The organism is Photobacterium sp. GB-36 (assembly GCF_003026135.1).
Lineage (GTDB): Bacteria > Pseudomonadota > Gammaproteobacteria > Enterobacterales > Vibrionaceae > Photobacterium.
In genome coordinates this window covers 175,246-197,740 of sequence record NZ_PYNY01000004.1, presented here as the reverse complement: position 1 = coordinate 197,740, position 22,495 = coordinate 175,246, and the positions used below count along the sequence as shown (strand labels likewise).

Here is a 22,495-nt window from a genome sequence, read left to right as displayed (position 1 = left end):
GGAAGTAGATTGGATATTCTGTCGCCTCAAGCTATTAAAAATCAGGTAATTTCAAACAGTATTCAACACCCGATTGTTATATATAGTGGTGTGGTGGGCGCGATTGGAGCCGTATATAGCTTATTGTTCTCTGGTGAGTTATTGAGCTGGGGAGTCACGATTGCAGCTACTGCATTATGCTTTAGTAAATTACTGTGGGGATATAAGGTTAATTATAATTCTCATGCTAAGGCTATTGTTGAGAAGTATCATCGCAGTTTATTACAACAACGAGAGCAAACGCTGGTTGATTTAAAGCAAGAGCTAAGCCAAATAAAACAGCAAGATGCGCTAAAGCAAGTTGATCAATTAGGTTTAAAATTCAATGCGTTCCAGCAGGTATTAGATAGGGTCTTAAATAAAGACGAATTAGCGTACTCACGCTATATCACAATGGCTGAAGCGGTCTTTGTTGGAGCGTTAGATAATTTGCAGACAGTGATTGTAAATACTAAAGCCGTCTCAGGTATTGATATTGACTATATTCAACAGCAACTCAGTGTTCTTAATTGCCAATTAACACAAATCACATCGCCTCAAATCTTATTAGAACAAAAAATAGATGCTTTGCAGCATCGAATTGTTATCTATAAAGATGCTCATCAGCATATCACAACCGTATTAATCGAAAACGAACAAGCAATGACAGAGCTTGATCGTGTCACAACGCAACTTTCTCAAATATCGCTTCTTTCATCGCAGCAAGGAATGGAATTAGAAACGGCAATGGAAGAGTTACGTCTACTTGCACAGCGCGCACAAAAATACAGTACTCGTTAAGGATGAACAATGGCACAGGAAAATACGACTCTTATAGTAGCGACGCCTGATACGGTAAAACAAGCCTTAGATATTCCAGTATCAGTTCCTGAAACTCACGATAAAATCAGTACGAAAGTAGAAGAAACCGTTTCAATGTTATTAGCTATCGGCGAACGTGATTTAACGCAGCAACGAGACATGACAAACTTGATGACCTCTTTAGGTGAAGATAGTTGTCGTCAGTTAGCTCAATGTAGCCAGTTATTGAAAACCCCATTGCATACGTTAGTTGATGATGCTCAAGATGGTGGTGGAACAGCAAAAAGCTTATTAGACTTGCAACAACAAGTGAATGCGGTTAACCCCAATCGTACTGATTTTACCATGGGCACGATACGACGTTTACTCAGCTTTCTTCCTTTTGTTGGAACCCCTATAGCGAAATGGTTTTCACGTTATCAAACGGCAGAAGGGGTGATTAAGGATATTGTGCAATCGCTTAGAGGCGGTCAAGCACAATTACAACGTGACAATATCACGCTTGAAGCCGATCAAATTCGTTATCGTGAGCTAACATTTCTGCTTGAAGATTATGTTCGTTTTGGTCAATTGCTTGACGAGAAAGTAAATCAAACAATCGAGACAGCCCAAAATACAGAAACCAAAGTTAAGTTTTTACAAGAGCAGGTGTTATTTCCATTACGTCAGCGTGTGATGGATTTGCAGCAAACATTGGCTGTTAATCAGCAAGCGGTGATTACCACTGAAGTTATCATGCAAAATAACCGCGAGCTTATTCGAGGTGTTGATCGCGCGATAAATGTGACGGTATCTGCGCTTGAAACAGCGTCAGTCATGTCGATTGCACTTCAACATCAGAAAAAACTATTAGATGCGACCCAAGCTGTTAATGACACTACTAATGATCTGATATTACAAACCAGTGAGCAACTTCGAGATCAAGGGGTCAGTATCCAAAAACAAGCTTCTGAGAGCCAATTAGATATCAGTAAGTTAAAACAAGCCTTTTCAAATATTAATGCTGCATTAAATGATATTAGCCAGTATCGAGTTAAAGCTTTACCGCAAATGGCACAATCTATTTTAGAAATGGATCAATTAACCGAACAAATGGAAAGCCGTATTAAAGATGCTGAAAAGGGCAAAGACATTCAACAGAACTTGTCTCAGTTAATTGAACTTTAATCTTTGAAAAGGAATTTAAGATGGAAAATGGAATCAAGAAAAATTTACTACCAGCGAACGGCACGCATTGGAAAAAATGGTACGTACCGTTAGAAGAAGAAAATGCCACCATTAGAGAATGTTTAGCGACTCAAGCTCCAGTGGCTGCTGGCAGCGCAGATATACCATTGATTGTGAGATTAATTGAGAATCCTAAGTTTGATATCCCTGGGATCAATTTATTTAATGGCGCTGTTAGCTTAGAAGATCATGATGTTATTCACCTTTTATTAGGGCGGGGAATGCTACCGAAAGATGAGGCATTTGTTATTGGTTTTACGATGGGCTCATCAAATCGAATGTCAACGGCAGAAAAGAAGATGTACGCGTTTGCTGCTAAATATTTATACCCAGGGCCGTATAAATTTTCTGATGATGATATTGCTGTATTTAAGAAAGCGGCGCATCTTGGATACGTTTCTGACTGTCAGCCATTAGATACCATTAATTGTGCAGAACTAATGGATTTAAGTTTAAAAGAAGCGCGTCAGCGAGTCGGGATAGAACCTGATTTACTGGCGGCTTATTATCAGATTGAAAGTCAGCGTTTTAGTCAATTTGAAGAATGTTTACGTATAACACCTCAAGGTCGAGAAAAACTTGAAGCACAGATTAATGCTGAAAAATTAGCAGGATAAATAAAATTAGAACTTTTTGTGTATGATATTTAAGTAAAAATGCGCGCTAAAGCCTGTTTTTTAAACGAATGGTGGATTTGTTTAAAAATAGGCTTTACAGGTGAGTGATTGCTAGGTATTATTCGCGGCACTTACGGAGAGATGGCTGAGTGGTTGAAAGCACCGGTCTTGAAAACCGGCATACGTTTATAGCGTATCTAGGGTTCAAATCCCTATCTCTCCGCCATATTCTAGAGATTCGATTTATCGGGTTTCATAAAGAATTGGAGCGGTAGTTCAGTTGGTTAGAATACCGGCCTGTCACGCCGGGGGTCGCGGGTTCGAGTCCCGTCCGCTCCGCCAATACAACGAAGCCCCGTCAGAAATGACGGGGCTTTTTTGTATCTAAAATTTAAGCTGTTGTTGGCATGTATTGATGCACCTAGCCGAGGTCGAGAGTCCCGCAGGAATGTCCGCACTGCTTTTCGCTAACATAATGCTGTCTTAGTGTGGTGATCTTGTTAATTAAAAAATACCGCTAACCAAATCGTCAGTTTATTTGGTTCTGTCCAACTTACGCGGTGCTTTTGGTGAGCTGGAATATAAAGGTGATCGCCTTTTTCTATACGTTTAATTTCACCATTGGTAAAACTCACTTCAGCTCTTCCTTCTAATACGATAACCCATTCATTTTCAGATTGATCGTACCATTCATCTACTGGTGTTATATGTCCTTGCGAGACAATGCGCTCAATTCGTACCGAATCGGTTTTAAGTAAGTCGGTAAACTCTTCATTATCAAGTTTAGCGGGTAATTGACTAAAAATATTCATCATGTCTGTTTTCCGTTAACAGGTGGTTGAAGCAAGTTTTCAAGTTCTCAATCAATACTGGTATGTCATCAATGGAGGTATTACCAAAGCCAAGTACAATACCCTGCCAGTTTCGAATAGTATTCGGCAGCTCATAATAACTCAGTGGTCGTACAATAATATTGTGCTGAAAAGCCTCTTCACAAAATTGTTTTTCACAGACGTTCTGGTGCCATCTTACGGTAATATGAAGCCCCGCAGCTTGACTGATCACTTCCCATTGCTGGCCAAAACCGTCTTTAATACTTTGGAGCATTTGTTGATGTTTTGCTTGGTATAGCCGGCGCATTTTCCGAATGTGACGAAGCAAGTGTCCGTGATGAATAAACTCCGTCATTGCTAATTGAAGCTGGGCTTGCGTTTCACCGCTGAGAGCATCTTTTATCTCAAGGTAACGAGGAAGAAGAGCTTGAGGGACGACCATATAACCAAGACGAATACTGTTGCACATCACTTTACTAAAAGTACCAATATAGATGATATTCACATTGATATTGGTTTGAGCTGCAAGTCCTTGTAAGGAAGGATAAGGGCGGTGAGCATATTGAAATTCACTGTCGTAATCATCTTCAATAATGGTCACATTATGTTGGCTTGCCCACTTTAGTAATTGGATCCGTTGAGAGATATTAAGTGTTGTGCCTAATGGATATTGGTTGCTGGGGGTAATGTAAATGGCTTTCGCTTTTGTTTTCGATAACTGTTGAAGGTTAATTCCATCGAATGGAGTCACTGAAAGCGGTGCTATTTTTACATTGCATAAGTTAACCACTTTACGCATTTGAGCATAACCGGGATTTTCAACAAGGACTATATCGTTAGGCTGAGTGCTTGCCATTATTGCCATGATTAATGCTTGTTGTGCCCCCGATGTTGAAATGATCCTATCGGCGGTGACATCGACAGAGCGTGATGTTTTCAAGTAATGCGTTAATACTTCTCTAAACTCCCACTCACCTTGTAGATCGTTACAACCAAGAAACTGTGTTCGATCAAACTGTTGTAGATAAAGACGTTGCCACTTTTTTCTAGGAAATGCGGCAAGATCTGGTACGCCAGGAGCAAAGGCATTATTCGTTGTGTTTATTTGTTGTTTGGTTGTGGGTTGTTTAAGTGAATCTTCACTGCTCGTTGTCGTGAGGTAATGATCTGGTAGGGTGGCTGCGACATAAAAACCGCTACCTGCTTGGCTACAAATATAACCTTCAGCAACAAGTTGGTCGTATGTGGCAATAATCGTATTACGACTGACATCGAGTATTTGTGCTAGATGACGAGTTGATGGCAACTTACTGTTCTTCGGCCAATATCCTTGGGTGATTTTATCGCGAATAGCATTAAACAAACTCTGCTGGCGCGAGCCTTGATGATGGCAAAGGGTTAAATCTCCGGTATCAATTAATGTCAAACTGGATCCATCCATTATTCAAAACTGGCTCTTACCTACAGTACCAAAGTTTGATGTTATGTCTATCAGAAGGAAGTGTAATTGTGGAACAATAGGAGAGATTGCGATGTTATCAAGCACAAATAGAACGACGATAAAGAAAAATCCGAATAAAGCCGTTTTCGAGACAGAAAAGCTCTATCAAATAATTGACGAAAGCTTACTTGCACATATTGCTATTGAGCAAAATGAGCAACCTATTGTTATTCCGATGCTGGTATGGCGAGTTGATAATAATATCTATGTCCATGGGGCTAAAAATAGCCGTTTAATTCGCGCGTTAAAAATGGGGAAATCTTGCTGTTTAACATTTACGTTATTTGATGGTTGGGTACTTGCACGTTCTGCATTTCATCATAGTGCCCATTATCGCTCAGCAATGGTCTTTGGACAGTTTGATGCTATTGATGATAACCAATATAAAAATGCGTTACTGAACCACTTTATTGAGCAAATCGCACCGGGACGAAGTGAATGTGTACGACAAGGTAATGAAAAAGAACTTACTGCGACGGAATTACTCATGATGCCATTAACAGAGGCGTCAGTAAAAATTGGCTGTAATGGAGTAAATGATGATGAACGAGATATGGATTTATCCGTTTGGGCAGGAATTATTCCTTATAAAACGGTGATTGGCCCATTACAAGATGATGAGAAAATGGCCAGTGGAATCGATCAACCTGATTATTCTTTAGCGTATGGAAATCGATGGTATAAATAAACACGATCAGAAAAACTAAGTCCAGATATAGATTACTGGACTTAGTTTTCGGAGTATTAGCAAGATCGATTTAGGTCAAATTATGCTTGATGATGCTTTCTTTGACCTTCTGTCGTTAAACGTGCATTACCATGTGAATGTGCACGACGTTTGCCTTTACATGTTTTCATATCGCCCTTAGCCATTGTAAATCCTTAATTATTAATAGAACAAAGAAGATATTTGTATGATAAATATTTTCTTTATTAGTGCAAGTGACAGCTTTGCAGCTAAGTTATTGATACTGTAAATTAAATTATACAAAGTTCGCGTCTTTAATAAGAAATAATGGCAATTGTTTTCGCTATTTAATAAGCAACAAAAGAGAATTAAGGAATGTGCTCATTAGATTGAAAATAACGCTAGCGAGGAGATGAAAACTAGCGCTAATTATTTTAAGTCATTTCTTAACGAGTAAGAAAAAAAGCCTGATAACTTAATGCTGGAAGGCGTTATCAGGCTTTTGTTACTCTATTCTATATAAATTTATTCCTCCCAGCGTACCAATGTATCGCTAGGCCAATCATGTCCAATATCCGAGTATTTTTGCTCGAGTACATGACGTTTAATTTTAAGGGTTGGTGTTAAAATACCATTCTCAATTGACCAAGGCTCTTTGATCATTAACACACCTTTGATCTTTGCGTGAGACTCTAGCTCGCGATTAATCGTTTCTATTACATGATGAACGCGTTTCTCGTAACGTTTACGATCAAAGTTAGGGAAGTGATGCGGGAGTGCTAATAAAATAGGGGCTGGCATTCCAGAACCGACTAAACACATCATCTCGACGTTACTAAGTTCAAACAGACGTTTCTCAATTGGTACGGGCGAGACGAATTTCCCTTTAGCCGTTTTGAAGGTATCTTTTTTACGACCTTGGATGGTGAGGTAACCATCTTCATCAATAAAACCGATATCACCAGTATGTAACCAGCCTTCGCTATCAAAGCTTTCTTTGGTTGCAGCATCATTATTGTAATAACCGGCAAATAGGCCTTTACTACGTACTAATATCTCATCATCTGCGGCAATTTTCAGTTCAACGCCTGGGCCTGCATTACCAACACTACCGACTTTGTCACTACGGTATGGGTGGTTTAATGTGCTATAGGCAAAAGATTCTGTCATACCCCAAGCTTCGGTAATATTGAGGCCAATACTTTCATACCAACGTAATAAACCCGCAGAAACGGGAGCAGAACCACAGCCTAATACTCGCGCTTCGTTAAGCCCTAAACCATCAGCGAGCTTGCGCTTTATTAAGCCAGAAATAAATGGAATCTTAAGTAACAGATTCAGTTTGGCTGGTGGTAGTTTCTCTTGAATTCGTTGTTGGAAAAGCGTCCATAAACGCGGGACAGAAACAAAAATAGTAGGGCGGTGCATTTTTACATCATCGATAAAGGTATCAAGAGACTCAGGAAATGCCACTTGAAGACCAGACATGATGGATGAACCAAAAATGTAAACCCGCTCAGTTATGTGTGCGAGTGGGAGATAAGAAAATAACCGCTCTGTTTCACCTAATCCAATATGATTGATTATTTGATGTGATGCCCAAGCAAAAGCGCCATAGGTCAGCATCGCGCCTTTAGGAAGTCCAGATGTGCCCGATGTATAAACAATCGACATTAATTCATCATCAGTATGTGCTGGACGTTCCTTGCTTGGGGCATGTTGTTCAATCAGCGTAGAAAAATTATATTTCCCTTCAGGTGTTCCTGGGTAGCTAAAAGAGATCGTCGGTATATCGGATAGCTTTTGTGTCACGCTATTGATGGCATCAGGGCTATCAAGTTTACCGATAATCACTAATTTACTGTCACTATGAGTAATGCAATGCTCAATGGTATCAGCCCCAGCTGTTGGGAAAATAGGAACACTGATATAACTACCTAGCATCATGGCCAAATCACAAATAAACCATTCCGCACAGTTTTTAGAGACGAGAGCAATACGCTCGCCCGGTTGGATCCCCAGTGCACGAAAGGCGCTGACTAGACGTAAAGCCTTATCTGCAACATCTGCATAGGTGTAGTCAACAAATTCACGGTTGATAATTTGGCGAAGATAGATATCAGTAGGACGTTCTTCTGCCCATTGTAGGATCATGTCATTGGGTAGCAGTTGAGCCATATTAGTTTCCCTTAAATGGTTTGCTACAAGGATGAAATCGTTCGATGACATCGTTTGTTATTATAATGTTAAATTTAAAGCGTATTTTAGGTGCTAGTCAAGGTGTTGCGTAAGGAAAATCAGTGAGCTAAACAGACAATATTTTAAGTTCTGGTGAGTGACTCGGGTATTTATTATTATAAAATCAATCAATTATTTAAAACGCTTGTATGAAAACAATTCTGATTATTTATAGAATAAATTAATGACTTTGTATCAGATTTGTTAACACGATCATGTTTGTTTTGTTGTTGATAAAGGCGATAATAAAAAAGTACTTTTATTGTCGCTTAAAAAGATGACAACTGAATGTAATTTTGCGCCTTTTGGTAGAGTGTTTGATAACGCGATGACGTGCGATCTTGTGATTCACAAATACTGAGTAAATCTTCAATGAAATAACCTAATGCTCGGTTTTCGATGGTTTTGATTTGTTGCTGTATTATTAGAGGTAAATCATCGTAAATGGAAGCTGCACCAAAATCGCCAACCAGAATATTGGCATGCTCATCAAAGAGGACGTTATGGGCATAAATATCACCATGAGCCACACCTTGGTTTTGCATATGTTCAATCACGTTTGTCATTTGTGACACTATTTTTGTGATTTGCTCAATGGTTAACGTAAAGCCGTTAGGAAAGGTATCGCGCGTACAGGTTTCAAACGTTGGTGGTAAGCCTAAGTTTTTAAAGTGCGCAGGGATTAATGCCATAACCAGCGCTAAATGTTTGGGGTCTGTAACGTGTGCTAATGACTCTACAAGGTTTGGGTGACGGCCTGTTTTGAGACAAGCGTTTAATTCATCTTGCGGGTAACCGTCAGACGTCACCTCACCTTTAAAAACTTTAACTGCGATATCTGCTGCCAGTTGATGGGTATTATTTTTCCATTCGGCTAATGAAATAACGCCAGATGCGCCTTGCCCTAGCACTGATCGTAACGTGTAATCATTCGGTACCACTTCAGGCAATGTATTGTTTACCTGCTGATGGCGATTAAAATCATTACCAGAAAAGGCCAGCCACGCGAGTTTTGGCAAATTAAGCAGTTGAGTTGGAAATGTTTGTAAGCGGTTAGCAGATAAACGGATTAACTCTAAATTATGTAGTTGATCCATTGTGGTTGGCAATTCTGTGAGTTGATTACCTGCTAATGCAAGTTTCTGCAGGCGGGGGCGTAATCCTAAACTTTGTGGTAATTGAGCGATATTATTATCGGTTAAAATCAGCCACCGCAGTTTTTGAGGTAACGATGTTTCATCAACGGTAGTGATCTGGTTTGATTTAAACCCGATCATTTCTAAGTTTGGGCAAGCCCCTAAGACCTTCGGTAACTCGGTAAAGCAGTTATTTGACATAAACACAATGCGCAGCTTGGTTAGCTTGGCAAAGTCGTCAGGTAACTGGCTCAGTTTGTTATCCGTTAAATCTAGGATTTCCAAACTATTTGCTAGCGAAAGAATTTCGAGAGGAAATGTGGTTAATTGCTGCGAAATTTTTAGTCGGGAAATATGCGCCAGTTCACCAGAGCGTAGTTGTTCTAACGTATGCAAAATCTGTATACCTAATTATATGAAGAGTATTGTCTCTATTGTACCTTGTGTAGGGTGAATGCCAATTAACGAAATAGCGATAGGTATTTTAATGACTTATCTAGAAGTGTAAATAATGTGCAATATTTTGTTGTAAAATGTCCACACTATCGGTTGCGCCACGGCAAAACGCCAGTACACTAGCGCCTACTTTTGATGATATCTGTTACTGATTTCGTTTATTTCCAAAGATGACACTGCAAGTACCGAGGGTTTTGTGTTTAAAATAGCGTTATTGCCATTATTGGTTATGTTCACTGCTGTTACTGATGTTCAAGCAGCTTATTCGTACTCAACTTACCCTCCTGCAGGTACACGAACCGTTGATGATGTAATGAAGCGTTACTCTCCTTTCGTTGAGCCAAGGATGAAACGTTATTTTGAACAAGCTGGTTTATCTTACCCTCCGAAAAATATTGCACTCTTTGCGATGAAAGAAGAGATGTCAGTAGAACTTTGGGCAGAAGAGAAAGGTAAGTGGTCTTACGTTAAGCGTTACAATATCGAGAAAATAAGCGGTAAAAAAGGACCTAAACTACGGGAAGGTGATAAACAAGTTCCTGAAGGTATTTATCGTGTTTCTTTATTGAATCCCAATAGTCGCTTTCACCTTTCGATGAAGCTAGATTACCCGAATGCTTTTGATCGTAAATACGCAAAATTAGAAGGCAGAACGTCTCCAGGTAGTAATATTTTCATTCATGGTAAACAAGCATCGACAGGCTGTTTAGCCATGGGCGATTATAGTATTGAAGAACTATTTTTACTCGCCCAAAGAACAGGGCTTGAGAATATTGAGGTGGTTATTAGCCCACACGACCCGAAAAAAGGGAAGTTGCTGGCGTCAGTGAATCAACCGTTTTGGACCCAGATCCTTTATCGTAATATTGAACAACAAGCGAAAAAGTTTGGTCGCTAATTGGTGGACTGTTCTATTTAGTAAATGGCTTGTAAAGTAAATAATTACATTTGATTTGGCGCTTTTTAACCAGATACAACATGATGTCGCTAAAAATGTGAGTTAGCGCTAGTTAAGGGAATCACATTTTGTAATACTAATACTAGCCACTGATTTCAATGAAGGATAATTATTGAAATCGTACTGTTGCATAAAATGATTACAATAGAGTCAACTCATTATGCCAAAGCGAAGTAAAGAAGATACAGAGATAACCATTCAAACGATTATGGATGCTGTAATTGATCAAATTCTTACCTTAGGTTACGACAAAATGTCATACACCACGTTAAGTAATCAAACAGGGATCTCTCGTACCGGTATTAGCCATCATTTCCCAAAGAAACAAGACTTTGCGCATGCACTTGATGGGCGTATCTATCAGCTGTTTGTAGATAAGCTTGATTTAACAGACGATTTAGCAGCATTTTCTGCAAGCTGGTCAGTTGCGCTTGATGATGAAAAATTCCGTGCAATTTTACGCTTACTCTTCCATCATATTTCTTCTGCAGAAACATCACATGAGTTTGCCCACCGTGGAATTGAACGCTTATTTACTCTTTGTGAGCAGCGTTACGGTCAGCAAAGTATTGATGAATTAGAACGCTTATTAGGGCGCTCGTTGATTCGTTTAGCTCGATAGATCATTATTTGGGTATTTGTTTAATCAATACTATGATGTGATCCCATATTAAACCCGCTTGACAGTGGGTTTTTTTATATCTTTAGTAATAACAATAACGCAATAAGAGTATGCTGTTATTATTCGCATTATCTGAATAATATTCATACAGTTTATCGATAAAGCAAGATGGCTCTATACATAAAAAATTGTTTTGTTTTAGAGTTATTGCTCTAGAATAAAAAAGCATTAAGAAAAACTGGTATCAAAGGGTTACCTTATGAGAATAAAACCATTTATGGTTAAACCACTGGCTATCGCTTTGCTAGCGATCACACCGAGTATTTATGCATCACCCATTGCGTTTAGTGATGCGTGGCATACTGTCGTGACGAAGAATGATGGTTTGGCGGCCGGACGTTCAAGTGTTGAGCAAGCAGAGTACATGCAAGATGCGGCAAGTGACTTATATTTGCCAACTGTGACGATTGGTGCAAATTACACCCGTTTGGATCAAGATGTAAAACTGTCACCTTCAGATTTATTTGGCAGTATGCCTGTATCATCCACAGCAGCGGGGCAAGAATTAACAAAAATTATTGCCGAGCTTACTAAAGTGACAGGCCTAGACCTTAATTCTGCACTAACGTCAACGATTGCAGATCGTGATGTGCTAACCAGTTCTGTTCGTGCTATTTGGCCTATTTTCACTGGTGGTCGTATTAGTGCGGCACAAGATATTGCTAAAGGACAAACAGAAGAAGCGAAATACATGCTTGCCATGATGCAACAGGCTAAATTTGAAGATTTATCCCGCTTTTACTTTGGTGTTGTTTTAGCAAAAAATGTTGTCGAAACACGTAAAGAGGTTGAAGCAGGGCTAAAACGTCATTACGAACATGCGCTTAAACTAGAGCAGCAAGGTCAAATTGCAAAAGTTGAACGTCTACAAGCAGAAGCGGCTTACGATAAAGCAAAAGTTGACGCACAAAAATCAGTGCGTGATTTAGAAATTGCGCAAGTTGCGCTAACAAGACTACTGCAGCAATCGAGTACCACTGTACCTACTACTAATTTGTTTATTAATAGTTCTTTACCGCCCATGTCGGCGTTTATAAATAAAACGTTAGCAAGTTACCCTGGTTTACATATTTTGGATGCTAAGCGTAAACAGGCTGATGGCTTAATTGATGTAGAGAAAGGCAAGTATTATCCAGAAGTCTATTTGTACGGTGATTATAACCTTTACGAAAGCGACTCTCTTGCCGCTAAAATGGCACCTGATTGGGCTGTAGGTATTGGTGTTAGTGTTCCGCTTCTCGACAGCTCTGGCCGTTCAGGTAAGGTAAAAGCCGCGCATTCGATGGTGACACAAGTGAATCATTTACGTGCGCAAGCTGAGCAAGATCTGACTGTGTTAGTTGAGAAAACCTATCGAGAAGCTAATCAAGCAGTCGAAGAATATAACGGTTTACAATCGAGTCTTGCATTAGCAAAAGAAAATATTCGTCTACGAGAAAAAGCGTTTAGCCAAGGGTTATCAACGTCACTGGATGTGGTTGACGCTGAACTGTATTTATCCGCCGTTAAAACCCAGCGACTTGCTGCGGCCTATCAATATGTTATGTGTTTAACTCGTTTACTTGCGGTAAGCGGTGAAATGAACACCTTTAATAATTATCAGAAATATCAAGGTATAGAGGTTTAATTGTTATGAGTAAGTTGAAGTCTATAGCAGTAGCGGTTCCTGTAATTGCTGTTGTGGGTTGGTTGGGTTACACCTTCTGGCATGCTTACCAGCCTCAACCTGAACGTATGCAAGGTCAGATTGAAGCGCAGCAATATAATATTTCCTCAAAAGTACCGGGGCGTATTGACCAAGTACTTGTTCGTAAAGGCGATGAAGTTAAACCGGGACAACTTATTTTTACCATTTTAAGTCCGGAAATTGATGCCAAGTTAGAACAAGCAAAAGCGGGTGAGCAAGCGGCTGGTGCGTTGGCAGAAGAAGCGGAAAAAGGCGCGCGACGTCAGCAAATTGCAGCTGCAGAAGATCAATGGCGTAAAGCGACGGCGGCGGCGAAATTGATGAAAACGACTTATGTCCGTGTCAATAACCTTTATAAAGATGGCGTGATTGCAGAGCAAAAACGCGATGAAGCTTTCACACAATGGCAAGCGGCACAATATACCGAAAGTGCAGCATACCAGATGTATGAGATGGCCAAAGAAGGTGCACGAGTAGAAACGAAGCGTGCAGCACAAGAGAAAGTGAAAATGGCTGCAGGAGCAGTGGCCGAAGTAGAAGCGTATGTTGCTGATACCAAGATCTCTAGTTGGCACCAAGGGGAAGTTTCACAAGTGCTGCTGCATGATGGTGAACTAGCACCACAAGGTTTTCCTGTGGTGAATATTATTGATATTAACGATGCGTGGGCTGTCTTTAATGTGCGAGAAGATAAGCTAAAAGATTACCAAGAAGGTAAAGAGTTTAACGTAACCATTCCTGCATTAGGTGATAAAACCTATTCATTTAAAGTAACACACGTTGCGGTAATGGGTGATTTTGCTACGTGGCGTGCAACAGACACGGCGAAAGGTTTTGATATGCGTACGTTTGAAGTGGAAGCACGTCCAACACAACCAATTGATGGCTTGCGCGTAGGCATGAGCGTGATTGTAGAGCAGTAATATGAATAGCTTTCAGTATGTGAAGCAAGAATGGCGAAACATATGGAAAGATGGCTGGTTACGAGCATTAACACTGTGGTTACCTGCGGTGCTATTTCTCACTATGTGGGCTATTTTTTCTACGGGTATAGCGCATAACTTACCTGTTGGTGTTGTCGACCTTGATCATAGCCAGTTGTCTCGTCATTTTACTCGTTATGTGGATGCCAGCCCGACAATGGCTGTTACACGTCAATTCACGAGCCCAGATCAGGGCAGTGAAGCGATGCGAGCCAATGAAATCTATGCCATGGTGGTGATCCCAGATAATTTTGAAAAAGACACCAAGCTTGGTTTTTCGCCACAGATCACCACGTTTTATAATGGACAATTTATTTTAATAGGTAAATTGATCAACTCTGCAATGCTGCTGGCTGAAGGCACATTCAATGCAGGGGTTGAAACCGTTAAGAATATGGCGACAGGGGCACCAGTGCCGTTGCAAGCGATGGGGCAAGCGGTGCCTATTCGTGGGCAAATTACACCGTTATTTAACAGTAATAGCCATTATGGACAGTTTTTGGTTTCTGCCATTATCCCGTCTATCTGGCAGATCTTGATTGTGGCCACAACGGTATTAGCTATTGCCTATGAAGCGAGAACACAAGGACTATGGAAGTGGTTACAAACGTCACCTGTTTCTAAGTTACTGGGTAAATTAGCTGCTTATACTGGGTTATTTTTGATCCAAGGCTTGCTGTTCTTGTGGTGGATGTACGTAGCATTGGATTGGCCGATGCATGGTGATTGGCATATCTTGATTGTCGCGCAATTGTTAATGGTGCTGGCGTGTCAAAGTATGGGGGCTTTTATCTATTTCCTTGCGATGGAAGTACCACGTGCCATGAGTTTTGCCGCGGCATTTACAGCCCCTGCCTTTGCCTTTATGGGGATCACTTTCCCTGCCACTGATATGCCTGTAATTGCCAAAATGTGGCGTAGCTTACTACCTGTAAGTCATTATATTGAAGTGCAATTACAGCAAGTTGATTATGGGACGGGGTGGTATCAGGCATCTCATCAATTGTTTGTTTTGTCGTGTTTTATGGTTGCAATGGTATTAGCAGTGATGTTGATGTTATTCCATCGCCGTAAAGCATTAAGTGGCGATGCTGTAAAAGGGGATGCCTAGATGAGCTGGTTAAATTTATTTAAGCATGAACTAAAAGCCATTTTTACGAATGTTTCTTTGGTGTTTACAGTATTTGGCGGCGTAGTTTTTTACTCGTTCTTATATCCGCTACCTTATAGCAATGAGATCCCTCGCGATCAGAAGGTTGCCGTGGTTGATCTTGATCAAACCCAGATGAGTCGTGAATTGATCCGTATGGCTGATGCCACACCCCAGGTTCATATTACTCAGCACTTAGGTAGTATTGATGCGGCAAAACAAGCGTTACTTGATCGTCAAGTAGAAGGGATTTTAGTGATCCCCCATGATTTCTACAAAGACGTGATGTTAGGGACTAGCCCAACACTGGCATATGCAGGTAATGCGGCATTGTTCTTGGTATACGGTACCATTGTGGAAGGATTAAGCGCTGCAGGCACTGATTTAGGTGTAAAGGCGAAGATAAACCATCTTGTTTTAAAGGGGGATAACTTCGTTCAAGCGACCGAACAGTACAGTGCAATGAAGTTAAACATGCGTCCAGTGTTTAATGTCACGATGGGCTACATTAATTATGTTGTTCCTGCTGTTTTTGTATTGATCTTACATCAGACATTGTTAATTGGTGTCGGTATGGTCGGTGCATCAGAAAATGAAGCGCGGGCGGCAGGTAAAAGTGGTTATTGGTCTGAATATCCAGTATGGATGATTATGGCGGTAAGGGCGTTTATCTTTGTCGTGATTTATTTGGTTTTAGCCGCGTACTATTTCGGTTTTACCTTCACCTATTATGGAGTAAATCGACTGGCGTCTATTCCTGATCTTTTTGCCATGACGATTGCCTTTTTGTTAGCGGTAATCATGTTGGGAATGGTATTAGGACAGTTGATTCCACGTTCTGAGTTAGTCACGCTGGTGGTGTTATTAAGCTCATTACCTTTAGTGTTTACCGCAGGCTTTATTTGGCCAACCTCTGAATTGCCAACATTACTACGAGAGTTAACCCAGTTAGCACCGTCAACGGCTGCTATTAATGGTTTTCTTGGTTTAAATCAGATGGGCGCAAGCTTTGCTCAAATGATTGGTTGGTGGCAGCAATTATGGTTACAAGCATTAGGTTTTGGTGCTTTAGCATTTTGGTTAATGTCACGAGCACGAAAGGCAAGTCGTTAAGCCAATAATAATTCAGCAGAAACAAAAAAGGTCACCATTAGGTGACCTTTTTTATATCAACAGCAAACTAAATATTAGTCAGCCATTTCTGCATTGTGGTAAACGTTTTGTACGTCATCACAATCATTCAATGCATCAAGGAATTTCTCGAACATTGCGATGTCGTCGCCAGCCAATTCAGTCATTGTCTGTGGAACGAAAGAAATTTCTTCAACATCTAATGTTACTTCTGGCATTGTTGCTGCAAGTGCATTTTTAATTTTGAAGAATTCTGTGTGAGGAGCGTAAACAGTGATCACGCCATCTTCACATGTGATGTCAGTCACATCAGCATCTTCCATCATTAGATTCTCAAGAACAGCTTCTTCATCTGTGCCTTTGAATTCAAATACTGCTTGGTGTTCAAACATGTGGCCAACAGTACCTGGGCTACCAATTTTTGCATTGTTTTTAACGAATGCTTGGCGAACGTCCATGAAAGTACGGTTGTTGTTGTCAGTTAGACAGTCAACGATAACCATGCAGTTGCCAGGACCAAAACCTTCGTAACGTGCTGTTGAGTAATCTTCACCGCCGCCACCTTTAGCCTTATCAATTGCTTTTTCGATAACGTGGCTTGGCACCTGATCTTTCTTCGCTTTTTCAATAAGACGGCGAAGTGCTAGGTTAGCATCTGGATCAGGGCTACCGTTCTTAGCACAAACGTAGATCTCTTTACCGTACTTTGAGTAAACTTTGATCTTAGCGCCTTGGGTTTTTGCCATAGACAATTTGCGTACTTCGAACTTTCTTCCCATGAGGAATCACTCTCTTTTACTATGTGTGACGGTCAATTTTGCAAGGATTTTACCAGTAACCCTCCTATTATTACTAGCGTGATCTGCTATTTAGCATAGAAAAGCGTCTTTTTTCTCACTTGATTGACGGTGAGGATCTCGGAAAAGTTACATCTTTTTTATTACTGTGATAATGCGTTGATCTTTAATTAACAAATTGAAACGCTATTTAAATGTTTATTAGACCGATAAATCCCATAGGGTAAGAAAGTTTCTTGATAGTAATTCAGTAAATATAAAGTGTTTAATATTAGGTTTCTTATATTGCGGTAATTAATTGAGTATTATTTTATATAATTCTCATCATGTAAGAATTTAATTTGCAGTATGGTTTTTTATTGGTTAAAAGTAATTATCATACAAAAAGAAGAAGCCAACACCGTGACAAATTCACTCAGTGCTAATGAAAAGCTGTTGCAAGTATTAATTCACATTGCAGCTTCACCTTTCCCTCTGCAAGCTCAGCAGTTAAGTGTCGAAATGAATATGCCTATTAGTAGTTTATACCGCTACTTAGCATTACTAAGAGATTGGAATTTAATCGAAGAAAATCACGGTCAGAATACATACAGTGCCGGGCCTGCGGCATTGCAATTACAACGTAATTTTCAGATTAACTCACCATTACCAGATGGTGTTCGACCGATATTGAAACGTTTGCAGCAACAAACGGGTGAGATGTCGGCATACATGGTGCCTGTTGGCTTTAATGCTTTGTGTGTCGATAGCATTGATAGTCCATACACTTTACGTTGTAGCTATGAAAAAGGGCAGAGCCAACCTCTTATCCGTGGTGCTTCATCAAAAGTTATTTTGGCGCATTTACCCCTTTCTCGCCAATTACGTATTTTGAAGCATTACGAGATCACAGAGAAAGAGCAATTAGACGCATGGTTAACAGAGCTTGATCTGATTAAACAAGATGGTTTTGCTATTAGTACGTCTGAAATTGACCAAGGTGTTTCTGGTGTGAGTGCGCCCGTTTTTATCGGTAATAAAGTGGCTGGCGCAGTGAGTGTCATGGCACCAGCTGAACGTATCAATAGCCGTAAAAATAAAATTGTTATGTGTGTCTTACAGGCTGCTCGCGCTTTACCACCACAACATTAAATTACAACGTTTTTGATCAAAGGAAGATAAACGTATGTTTGTAGATCATTTAAAAAAATTATTTAAAACTGATGATGTTAAGTCTCGTATTCCACATCGATCACATACGTTAATTTCTCCTTATATTGATCAACGAGAACAAGGGATTGTTTTACTCGGCATTATTTCTGATCTTAGTATTGGCTGGAATCGAGGTCGACAAGGGGCGAAGGAAGGACCAGCAAGTATTCGACGTATTCTTCCCAGTACACATTCGCATTCAAAGCTGCCCTTTTATGATGCTGGCGATATAGAACTGGTTGATGACGATACAAATTTCTCATCATTAAGTGATAAGCAAGCGCAAGTTGTACATGGTTTACTCCATTCTGGGCATTTCCCTATAGTGTTAGGGGGCGGTCATGAAATATCTATTGCAAGTTATCAAGCGTTATCTGATTTTGCCGATGATAAAGCAAAAATACATACCGAATGGCAAGTAGCTAAATCGATACCTGATAATGTTGTTGCTTTATCGGCGACGCAAGAAGATCCAACGATGAGTTATCAGCCTTGCCAAGCGCGTGTTGGGATCATCAATTTTGATGCACATTTTGAGTTGCGACCAACCTTGTCTGTTCGTTCTGGTTCGGCTTTTCATTCTGCATTATGTTATAGCAAGGAGCATCACCGAGATTTTCATTACCTTGGTTTAGGTATATGCGATCGTGCTAATTCACAAGCAATGTTTAAATTGGCTGAAGATTTGGGGTGTGAGTGGTTGCTTGATAACCAAATAACATCACGCAATAAAAAAGCAGTACAAACCAAAATTGATAAATATATCGATAGTGTTGACGTTATACAGTTAAGTATTGGGCTTGATGTATTTTCTGCATCTATTGCACCTGGTGTGAATATGACCCAAATGCAGGGGGTTGGTTTACCTATGGTCGAATGGGCAATTAAACATATTATGGCAAGCGGAAAAGTAAAGTTAGTTGATATCGCTGAGCTCAATCCTGAATATGATTATGCTAACCAAACCGCGAAATTAGCGGCAAAGTTGATTCAACTTATATCTCGATGCTTATAGTATAATAAGCCACCATATATAACAGATGGTGGCTTATTATTAATGATGTATGTCAACCATTAAACTCATCGTGATAGCTCATTACCATATTATTAATGTTATCCATTAAGGTATCGTATTTCTCATTATCTAAGTTGGCGAGAGATATACGAATGGACCATTGAGGAGCATCAAAACCAGCTCCTGGCATCACGATGATCGCATTTTCTTGAGCGAGTCGTACAACAAAATCTAGTGCGTTGTACGTTTTGGTTAACCACGTTAAGAATTTCTCACCATAAAGTTCATTAGCAATTCGTGCTATATCAATCTCAACATAATAAAACACGCCATTAGGATTATCTTCTGCAACCACTGGTGTACCTTTCATATGTTCCATTAAATGATGATAGCGGTCGCGAATGATATTTTTAGCGTCTTGTTTGTACTGCTGTTCATTGTCCATGAGTGAGAATACAGCAAAAAGTGACATTTGAATTTGCTGCGGTGTTGATAGCCCAGCAGTATGGTTTAAAGCTACTGCTCGACTATCTGAGACCAAGCGATCAATAAACTTCATACTATTTGGATCTAAATTAATATTTTTGTAGCGTTCAAACAGTGTATGTTTAACTTCATTTGATTGTTTTCTTAGTAACTCATCTAAAATATTATCAGGTTGGATACCGATAACACCTAAACGCCATCCTGTTGCACCAAAATATTTAGAGAATGAATAAACAAGTATCGTATTATGAGGAACGATCATTGCCAGTGAGGTAAAGTTATCGGCAAACGTGCCATAAACATCATCAGTGATAATAATAAGATCTGGACGTTGTTTAACAATATTTGCAATTTTAGTTAGCGTTTCATCACTCAATTTTACTGAGGGTGGATTGCTAGGGTTCGTTACAAAGAACGCTCTAATGTTTGGATCTAGTAATTTATTTAATTCAGTATCGGATATTTGCCAGATAAGATCCTCACTAGCTTCAATCTCAATACGGTTTAGCGCATAGTCTTCAAGATCCGGAATTTCTATATAAGGCGTAAATATCGGTGTTGCAATCGCAATACTATCACCAGCACATAATAAGCGATTACTTTTTAAGGTATTAAAGATATAAACAATCGCCGCAGTGCCGCCCTCAACAGCAAATAAATCAAATGGGCTTTGTGGCAAAGTATTTTGATTATCGCAAAGCGCACTACTTAAATATTGTTGTATAATGCATTCTGCGTGTTTAAGCATTCTATCTGGAACAGGGTAATCATCACCTAGTACCCCATTGGTCCATTCAAATACAATCTCGTCAGGATTAATCGCTTGATTCGTCTTAAGATAATCAATAGCATTGAGTAAAAATGTTAACCCATGATTATTTTGATTTTCTGTTTTAAAACAAAATTGTTGTAAACGTTGGAAGATGCCAAGCTTATCTGCTGTTCCGCCAAAGTTATCATAATTTTTAAATTTTAAGTTAGCTTCACTCAGTGCAAATAACCCTAATTGAAAAAAAGCCTCACGAGGTAAGGTTGCTACCCAATTAGGATTGCCACGACCAGCGTCTATTAGGGCAATGTCGGATTGCGATGAAGCCAATGTTAGTAGTGTGTTTTTAATTTCAAAAGGACTCAGTTGACTGAGTTTTTGTTCATCTAAGGCATTCATAATTTATATTATTGATCAGTTAGTTAAAGTTAGAAATAACTGGCTTATAAAGAGCCAGCAAAATATTTGTTATACACAGATGACTGTGAGTACGTGTATTGGAACACTATTACCTTTTTCTATCAAAGTGGAAAATCAGGGGTGGCTCTGCGACTACCAGCAATTAACGCTAAGGTTTAATTGGATTTTTCTTTTGTCAATTACAAGACCTAAAGATATTGATAAGGATAGTGAAATTAATGCGTAGGCTTTTAATTACTCCGTAACTACGTTCATAAATTCATGTTGAATAAATAGCTCATTTAAATTACACCTAAGGTTTAAAGTTATATAGCAACAAAAAAAAGAAGTTAAATATCATTAATATTGCGATAGATAATTTTTATACTGTATTCAGTGAATAATAAATAATATGAAAGTGTTTTATTTTTTATTAATATTTAAATAAATAATCTTGATAATTGTTAATAACGTTAAAGTGAAAATTTTGAGTGGCATGAATTGAAATTATTATATAGAGTCTATAATTAAGATAGAGAGCAATAACACTGTTATCGCTCTCTATCTATTTTTAGCTCTTCAGCATTTGCCAGTATTTTTGGTAAATATTGACAGCACTACCAACATCATTAGTAAACTCACCTTTATTTACTTCCTCATCTGTTGGGAAGATCATCGGATCGTTTTGTAATTCTTTAGGTAAGAATGACTTTGCTTGCTTATTTGGCGCAGGGAAACCGAGCTCTTCAACCAATTTTGCTTGGTTTTCTGGACGCATAAAGAAATCAATAAACTTAAAGGCTAAATCTTTATTTACGCTGCCTTCTGGCACAATAAAGTTATCCATCCACAGAATCGATCCTTCTTTAGGATAAACAAATTTTAGCTCTGGCATTTCTTGTTTTGCTAAATAAGCATTACCGTTCCATTGCATCCCGAGCATCGCTTCACCCGTCACATAAGGGACATGTGGTGCGTCTGAGTTATAGACAACAACGTTAGGACGTAAGTCGCGCAGTTTCTCGTATGCTTGTTTAATTTCAGCTTCGTTTGTGCTGTTAATGCTATGGCCCTGTGCTTTTAATGCCATACCAAATACATCACGAACATCGTCTAATAGCATGACTTGGCGTTGGAAATCAGTATTCCATAAATCATTCCAGCCCGTTACCTGATCGTTTTTAATACTATCTGAGTTATAAGAGATCCCTGTCACACCCCAAACATACGGAAGTGAGTAATCGTTTTTAGGATCAAATTGTTGGCCTAACAAACCAGGATAAACATCTTTTAAGTGATGCATTTTGGATTTGTCTATTTTGGCTAACATGCCTTCACGCGCCATCTTTTCAATAAAATAGGTTGAAGCAAAAACCACATCATAACCTTTGTTATCCAGCAGTTTTAATTTGGTATACATCGCTTCGTTATTATCGAAAGTCGAATAGTTGACGGTGACATTGTATTCTTTCTCAAATGCTTGAATTACATCTGTTGGCATATATTCAGCCCAGTTGTAAATATTAAGCACAGCATCATTTGCCGAAACATTAAATGCTGAAAGTGCGAATGCTAGTGTTGTCACCCCTTTAAAAACTTTTTTCATTTCTATTTCCCTAAATGACCAGGTAAGTCAGTGAGTAGCGGATAATAGAGTTAACATTAAGCATGTCAAAGTTAATCGGCGTGATATATGACCACTATCACAGTA

The 22,495-nt window shown here is 39.4% G+C and carries 20 protein-coding genes and 2 tRNA genes; 14 read left to right on the top strand and 8 right to left on the bottom strand.

Features of this window, described 5'->3' with window-relative positions; genetic code table 11:
- Positions 1-9 precede the first annotated feature (9 nt).
- The 5 genes from C9J46_RS05615 to C9J46_RS05595 all read left to right on the top strand — a co-directional run bounded on the left by C9J46_RS05615 (position 10) and on the right by C9J46_RS05595 (position 3,026).
- Positions 10-819, top strand: a complete 810-nt coding sequence (locus tag C9J46_RS05615) for a hypothetical protein (protein WP_107290645.1) — start codon at positions 10-12, stop codon at positions 817-819.
- 9 nt (positions 820-828) lie between these two features.
- Positions 829-2,007 (top strand): toxic anion resistance protein, encoded by a 1,179-nt coding sequence (locus C9J46_RS05610; RefSeq protein ID WP_105061550.1) that lies wholly within the window; start codon positions 829-831, stop codon positions 2,005-2,007.
- 20 nt (positions 2,008-2,027) lie between these two features.
- Complete coding sequence (locus tag C9J46_RS05605) at positions 2,028-2,684, top strand: hypothetical protein (protein ID WP_052955886.1); 657 nt, start codon at positions 2,028-2,030, stop codon at positions 2,682-2,684.
- A gap of 135 nt (positions 2,685-2,819) precedes the next feature.
- Positions 2,820-2,910: transfer RNA gene (locus C9J46_RS05600), tRNA-Ser, on the top strand.
- A gap of 39 nt (positions 2,911-2,949) precedes the next feature.
- A tRNA-Asp gene (locus C9J46_RS05595) sits at positions 2,950-3,026 on the top strand.
- A 158-nt stretch (positions 3,027-3,184) separates the two neighbouring features.
- Here C9J46_RS05595 and C9J46_RS05590 read toward each other — a convergent pair.
- Together C9J46_RS05590 and C9J46_RS05585 are read right to left on the bottom strand one after the other, a co-directional pair.
- The gene (locus C9J46_RS05590; RefSeq protein WP_107207341.1) at positions 3,185-3,499 is read right to left on the bottom strand and encodes a cupin domain-containing protein; all 315 of its coding nucleotides are present in this window, start codon (positions 3,497-3,499) and stop codon (positions 3,185-3,187) included.
- Positions 3,483-4,958 (bottom strand): PLP-dependent aminotransferase family protein, encoded by a 1,476-nt coding sequence (locus C9J46_RS05585; protein WP_199190629.1) that lies wholly within the window; start codon positions 4,956-4,958, stop codon positions 3,483-3,485. The genes C9J46_RS05590 and C9J46_RS05585 overlap by 17 nt, the downstream gene beginning before the upstream one ends.
- Positions 4,959-5,049: 91 nt before the next feature.
- Between C9J46_RS05585 and C9J46_RS05580 the strand changes: the two genes are divergently transcribed.
- Positions 5,050-5,706, top strand: a complete 657-nt coding sequence (locus C9J46_RS05580; RefSeq protein WP_107207339.1) for a pyridoxamine 5'-phosphate oxidase family protein — start codon at positions 5,050-5,052, stop codon at positions 5,704-5,706.
- Between the two features lie 80 nt (positions 5,707-5,786).
- On the opposite strand, the gene C9J46_RS05575 is transcribed toward C9J46_RS05580, so the two are convergent.
- The 3 genes from C9J46_RS05575 to C9J46_RS05565 all read right to left on the bottom strand — a co-directional run bounded on the left by C9J46_RS05575 (position 5,787) and on the right by C9J46_RS05565 (position 9,476).
- Positions 5,787-5,891, bottom strand: coding sequence for a 30S ribosomal protein THX (locus C9J46_RS05575; protein WP_005366407.1), 105 nt, complete (start codon positions 5,889-5,891; stop codon positions 5,787-5,789).
- Positions 5,892-6,231: 340 nt separating this feature from the next.
- Positions 6,232-7,884, bottom strand: coding sequence for an AMP-binding protein (locus C9J46_RS05570; protein ID WP_107207338.1), 1,653 nt, complete (start codon positions 7,882-7,884; stop codon positions 6,232-6,234).
- A 329-nt stretch (positions 7,885-8,213) separates the two neighbouring features.
- On the bottom strand, positions 8,214-9,476 hold the full coding sequence (locus C9J46_RS05565; RefSeq protein ID WP_107290643.1) for a leucine-rich repeat-containing protein kinase family protein: 1,263 nt from the start codon (positions 9,474-9,476) through the stop codon (positions 8,214-8,216).
- 256 nt (positions 9,477-9,732) lie between these two features.
- Here C9J46_RS05565 and C9J46_RS05560 point away from each other — a divergent pair, with 256 nt between their 5' ends.
- The 6 genes from C9J46_RS05560 (at position 9,733) to C9J46_RS05535 (ending at position 16,109) form a co-directional block, all read left to right on the top strand.
- On the top strand, positions 9,733-10,434 hold the full coding sequence (locus tag C9J46_RS05560) for a murein L,D-transpeptidase family protein (RefSeq protein WP_107207336.1): 702 nt from the start codon (positions 9,733-9,735) through the stop codon (positions 10,432-10,434).
- A 220-nt stretch (positions 10,435-10,654) separates the two neighbouring features.
- Positions 10,655-11,116: a TetR/AcrR family transcriptional regulator gene (locus tag C9J46_RS05555; protein ID WP_045083083.1), complete on the top strand. Its 462-nt coding sequence runs from the start codon at positions 10,655-10,657 to the stop codon at positions 11,114-11,116.
- 259 nt (positions 11,117-11,375) lie between these two features.
- Positions 11,376-12,803: a TolC family protein gene (locus C9J46_RS05550; RefSeq protein WP_107246466.1), complete on the top strand. Its 1,428-nt coding sequence runs from the start codon at positions 11,376-11,378 to the stop codon at positions 12,801-12,803.
- Between the two features lie 5 nt (positions 12,804-12,808).
- Positions 12,809-13,786 (top strand): HlyD family secretion protein, encoded by a 978-nt coding sequence (locus C9J46_RS05545; protein ID WP_107207334.1) that lies wholly within the window; start codon positions 12,809-12,811, stop codon positions 13,784-13,786.
- A 1-nt stretch (position 13,787) separates the two neighbouring features.
- Positions 13,788-14,957, top strand: a complete 1,170-nt coding sequence (locus tag C9J46_RS05540; protein WP_107207333.1) for an ABC transporter permease — start codon at positions 13,788-13,790, stop codon at positions 14,955-14,957.
- Complete coding sequence (locus C9J46_RS05535) at positions 14,958-16,109, top strand: ABC transporter permease (RefSeq protein WP_107246464.1); 1,152 nt, start codon at positions 14,958-14,960, stop codon at positions 16,107-16,109.
- Between the two features lie 74 nt (positions 16,110-16,183).
- Here the strand turns inward: C9J46_RS05535 and C9J46_RS05530 are convergent, their stop codons facing one another.
- Positions 16,184-16,906, bottom strand: coding sequence for a YebC/PmpR family DNA-binding transcriptional regulator (locus tag C9J46_RS05530; RefSeq protein ID WP_005366395.1), 723 nt, complete (start codon positions 16,904-16,906; stop codon positions 16,184-16,186).
- 366 nt (positions 16,907-17,272) lie between these two features.
- Between C9J46_RS05530 and C9J46_RS05525 the strand changes: the two genes are divergently transcribed.
- Positions 17,273-18,055 (top strand): IclR family transcriptional regulator, encoded by a 783-nt coding sequence (locus C9J46_RS05525; protein ID WP_107207331.1) that lies wholly within the window; start codon positions 17,273-17,275, stop codon positions 18,053-18,055.
- Positions 18,056-18,089: 34 nt separating this feature from the next.
- Entirely contained in the window at positions 18,090-19,130 is a 1,041-nt protein-coding gene (locus C9J46_RS05520) for an arginase family protein (RefSeq protein WP_107261308.1), read from the top strand.
- Positions 19,131-19,182: 52 nt separating this feature from the next.
- On the opposite strand, the gene C9J46_RS05515 is transcribed toward C9J46_RS05520, so the two are convergent.
- Both C9J46_RS05515 and C9J46_RS05510 read right to left on the bottom strand, forming a co-directional pair.
- On the bottom strand, positions 19,183-20,784 hold the full coding sequence (locus C9J46_RS05515; RefSeq protein WP_107261305.1) for a bifunctional aspartate transaminase/aspartate 4-decarboxylase: 1,602 nt from the start codon (positions 20,782-20,784) through the stop codon (positions 19,183-19,185).
- A gap of 571 nt (positions 20,785-21,355) precedes the next feature.
- Positions 21,356-22,390, bottom strand: a complete 1,035-nt coding sequence (locus C9J46_RS05510; RefSeq protein WP_107206798.1) for a PotD/PotF family extracellular solute-binding protein — start codon at positions 22,388-22,390, stop codon at positions 21,356-21,358.
- Positions 22,391-22,495: the final 105 nt, after the last annotated feature.

Bases quoted from the DNA above. Each gene is read 5' to 3' on its own strand.
- C9J46_RS05610 (WP_105061550.1), top strand. From the start codon at position 829: ATGGCACAGGAAAATACGACTCTTATAGTAGCGACGCCTGATACGGTA.
- C9J46_RS05605 (WP_052955886.1), top strand. From the start codon at position 2,028: ATGGAAAATGGAATCAAGAAAAATTTACTACCAGCGAACGGCACGCAT.
- C9J46_RS05590 (WP_107207341.1), bottom strand. From the start codon at position 3,499: ATGATGAATATTTTTAGTCAATTACCCGCTAAACTTGATAATGAAGAG.
- C9J46_RS05585 (WP_199190629.1), bottom strand. From the start codon at position 4,958: ATGGATGGATCCAGTTTGACATTAATTGATACCGGAGATTTAACCCTT.
- C9J46_RS05580 (WP_107207339.1), top strand. From the start codon at position 5,050: ATGTTATCAAGCACAAATAGAACGACGATAAAGAAAAATCCGAATAAA.
- C9J46_RS05575 (WP_005366407.1), bottom strand. From the start codon at position 5,891: ATGGCTAAGGGCGATATGAAAACATGTAAAGGCAAACGTCGTGCACAT.
- C9J46_RS05570 (WP_107207338.1), bottom strand. From the start codon at position 7,884: ATGGCTCAACTGCTACCCAATGACATGATCCTACAATGGGCAGAAGAA.
- C9J46_RS05555 (WP_045083083.1), top strand. From the start codon at position 10,655: ATGCCAAAGCGAAGTAAAGAAGATACAGAGATAACCATTCAAACGATT.
- C9J46_RS05550 (WP_107246466.1), top strand. From the start codon at position 11,376: ATGAGAATAAAACCATTTATGGTTAAACCACTGGCTATCGCTTTGCTA.
- C9J46_RS05545 (WP_107207334.1), top strand. From the start codon at position 12,809: ATGAGTAAGTTGAAGTCTATAGCAGTAGCGGTTCCTGTAATTGCTGTT.
- C9J46_RS05540 (WP_107207333.1), top strand. From the start codon at position 13,788: ATGAATAGCTTTCAGTATGTGAAGCAAGAATGGCGAAACATATGGAAA.
- C9J46_RS05535 (WP_107246464.1), top strand. From the start codon at position 14,958: ATGAGCTGGTTAAATTTATTTAAGCATGAACTAAAAGCCATTTTTACG.
- C9J46_RS05530 (WP_005366395.1), bottom strand. From the start codon at position 16,906: ATGGGAAGAAAGTTCGAAGTACGCAAATTGTCTATGGCAAAAACCCAA.
- C9J46_RS05525 (WP_107207331.1), top strand. From the start codon at position 17,273: ATGGTTTTTTATTGGTTAAAAGTAATTATCATACAAAAAGAAGAAGCC.
- C9J46_RS05520 (WP_107261308.1), top strand. From the start codon at position 18,090: ATGTTTGTAGATCATTTAAAAAAATTATTTAAAACTGATGATGTTAAG.
- C9J46_RS05515 (WP_107261305.1), bottom strand. From the start codon at position 20,784: ATGAATGCCTTAGATGAACAAAAACTCAGTCAACTGAGTCCTTTTGAA.
- C9J46_RS05510 (WP_107206798.1), bottom strand. From the start codon at position 22,390: ATGAAAAAAGTTTTTAAAGGGGTGACAACACTAGCATTCGCACTTTCA.